The sequence below is a fragment of the Nocardia sp. NPDC056541 genome, from assembly GCF_042794235.1.
GTDB lineage: Bacteria > Actinomycetota > Actinomycetes > Mycobacteriales > Mycobacteriaceae > Nocardia.
Genome location: NZ_JBHTUD010000047.1, coordinates 1 through 3,294, shown reverse-complemented (window position 1 = coordinate 3,294; position 3,294 = coordinate 1). Strand labels below are relative to the sequence as shown.

At 53.6% G+C, this 3,294-nt stretch carries 2 rRNA genes; both read left to right on the top strand.

The window, feature by feature from the left end:
- Window positions 1-143 precede the first annotated feature (143 nt).
- Window positions 144-3,072 (top strand): 23S ribosomal RNA (locus tag ACFQ9R_RS34655).
- A gap of 51 nt (window positions 3,073-3,123) precedes the next feature.
- Window positions 3,124-3,239: ribosomal RNA gene (gene rrf, locus ACFQ9R_RS34650) — 5S ribosomal RNA — on the top strand.
- Window positions 3,240-3,294: the final 55 nt, after the last annotated feature.

The window sequence follows — 3,294 nt, the reverse complement described above, 5'->3', positions numbered from 1 at the left end:
AGGCGAGGGTGTCGGGCACGCTGTTGGGTGTCTGAGGGAATGAGTTTCCTTCAGTTGCCGGCCCCAGTGCACTCGGGATTCTTCCCGGGGTGATGGGTGGTTGGTCGTTGTTTGAGAACTGCACAGTGGACGCGAGCATCTGTGGCCAAGTTTTTAAGGGCGCACGGTGGATGCCTTGGCACTAGGAGCCGATGAAGGACGGGACGAACACCGATATGCTTCGGGGAGCTGTAAGCAAGCTTTGATCCGGAGATTTCCGAATGGGGAAACCCACTACTCGTAATGGAGTGGTATCCATATCTGAATACATAGGATATGAGAAGGCAGACCCAGGGAACTGAAACATCTAAGTACCTGGAGGAAGAGAAAGCAAATGCGATTTCCTGAGTAGCGGCGAGCGAAACGGAACATAGCCCAAACCAAGAGGCTTGCCTCTTGGGGTTGTAGGACATTCTATACGGAGTTACAAAGGAACGAGGTAGACGAAGCGACCTGGAAAGGTCCGTCGTAGAGGGTAACAACCCCGTAGTCGAAACTTCGTTCTCTCCTGAGTGGATCCTGAGTACGGCGGAACACGTGAAATTCCGTCGGAATCCGGGAGGACCATCTCCCAAGGCTAAATACTCCCTAGTGACCGATAGTGAACCAGTACCGTGAGGGAAAGGTGAAAAGCACCCCGGAAGGGGAGTGAAAGAGATCCTGAAACCGTGTGCCTACAAGTAGTCAGAGCCCGTTAACGGGTGATGGCGTGCCTTTTGTAGAATGAACCGGCGAGTTACGATCCCGTGCGAGGTTAAGCTGAAGAGGCGGAGCCGCAGCGAAAGCGAGTCTGAATAGGGCGTTTAGTACGTGGTCGTAGACCCGAAACCAGGTGATCTACCCATGTCCAGGGTGAAGTTCAGGTAACACTGAATGGAGGCCCGAACCCACGCACGTTGAAAAGTGCGGGGATGAGGTGTGGGTAGGGGTGAAATGCCAATCGAACCTGGAGATAGCTGGTTCTCTCCGAAATAGCTTTAGGGCTAGCCTCAAGGTAAGAGTCTTGGAGGTAGAGCACTGATTGGACTAGGGGCCCCTACCGGGTTACCGAATTCAGTCAAACTCCGAATGCCGATGACTTATCCTTGGGAGTCAGACTGCGAGTGATAAGATCCGTAGTCGAAAGGGAAACAGCCCAGACCGCCAGCTAAGGTCCCAAAGTATACGTTAAGTGGAAAAGGATGTGGAGTTGCTTAGACAACCAGGATGTTGGCTTAGAAGCAGCCACCATTTAAAGAGTGCGTAATAGCTCACTGGTCGAGTGACTCTGCGCCGAAAATGTACCGGGGCTAAACGTATCACCGAAGCTGCGGACTGTTCTTCGAACAGTGGTAGGAGAGCGTTCTAAGGGCTGTGAAGCCAGACCGGAAGGACTGGTGGAGCGCTTAGAAGTGAGAATGCCGGTATGAGTAGCGAAAGAGGGGTGAGAATCCCCTCCACCGAATGCCTAAGGTTTCCTGAGGAAGGCTCGTCCGCTCAGGGTTAGTCGGGACCTAAGCCGAGGCCGAAAGGCGTAGGCGATGGACAACAGGTTGATATTCCTGTACCACCTCCTCACCATTTGAGCAATGGGGGGACGCAGGAGGATAGGGTAAGCGCGGTATTGGATATCCGCGTCCAAGCAGTTAGGCTGGGAAATAGGCAAATCCGTTTCCCGTGAAGGCTGAGCTGTGATGGCGAGCGAATTATAGTAGCGAAGTTCCTGATTCCACACTGCCAAGAAAAGCCTCTAGCGAGGTGAGAGGTGCCCGTACCGCAAACCGACACAGGTAGGCGAGGAGAGAATCCTAAGGTGATCGAGAGAACTCTCGTTAAGGAACTCGGCAAAATGACCCCGTAACTTCGGGAGAAGGGGTGCTCTGTTAGGGTGCAAGCCCGAGAGAGCCGCAGTGAATAGGCCCAGGCGACTGTTTAGCAAAAACACAGGTCTCTGCGAAGCCGTAAGGCGAAGTATAGGGGCTGACGCCTGCCCGGTGCTGGAAGGTTAAGAGGAGCGCTTAGCGTAAGCGAAGGTGCGAATTGAAGCCCCAGTAAACGGCGGCCGTAACTATAACGGTCCTAAGGTAGCGAAATTCCTTGTCGGGTAAGTTCCGACCCGCACGAAAGGCGCAACGATCTGGGCACTGTCTCAACGAGAGACTCGGTGAAATTATAGTACCTGTGAAGATGCAGGTTACCCGCGACAGGACGGAAAGACCCCGTGGAGCTTTACTGCAGCCTGATATTGAATGTTGGTACAGCTTGTACAGGATAGGTAGGAGCCTTGGAAACCGGAGCGCTAGCTTCGGTGGAGGCGTTGGTGGGATACTACCCTGGCTGTATTGAAATTCTAACCCGCGGCCCTTATCGGGCAGGGAGACAGTGTCAGGTGGGCAGTTTGACTGGGGCGGTCGCCTCCTAAAATGTAACGGAGGCGCCCAAAGGTTCCCTCAGAATGGTTGGAAATCATTCGCAGAGTGTAAAGGCACAAGGGAGCTTGACTGCGAGACCTACAAGTCGAGCAGGGACGAAAGTCGGGCTTAGTGATCCGGTGGTTCCGCATGGAAGGGCCATCGCTCAACGGATAAAAGCTACCCCGGGGATAACAGGCTTATCTCCCCCAAGAGTCCACATCGACGGGGAGGTTTGGCACCTCGATGTCGGCTCATCGCATCCTGGGGCTGTAGTCGGTCCCAAGGGTTGGGCTGTTCGCCCATTAAAGCGGTACGCGAGCTGGGTTCAGAACGTCGTGAGACAGTTCGGTCCCTATCCGTCGCGGGCGCAGGAAATTTGAGAGGAGCTGTCCTTAGTACGAGAGGACCGGGATGGACGCACCGCTGGTGTACCAGTTGTTCTGCCAAGGGCATCGCTGGGTAGCTATGTGCGGACGGGATAAGTGCTGAAAGCATCTAAGCATGAAGCCCCCCTCAAGATGAGATTTCCCATTCCGCAAGGAAGTAAGATCCCTGAAAGATGATCAGGTTGATAGGTCTGAGGTGGAAGTGTGGCGACACATGGAGCTGACAGATACTAATCGATCGAGGACTTAACCAATTTGAATGTATGCTTACTGTTATCTAGTTTTGAGAGAACACTCTCAATGTGTTTGGTGGCGATAGCGAAGAGGTCACACCCGTTCCCATACCGAACACGGAAGTTAAGCTCTTCAGCGCCGATGGTAGTCGGGGGTTTCCCCCTGTGAGAGTAGGACGCCGCCAAGCTATTACACGTAAGTGTAATATATGGAGGATTAGCTCAGCTGGGAGAGCATCTGCC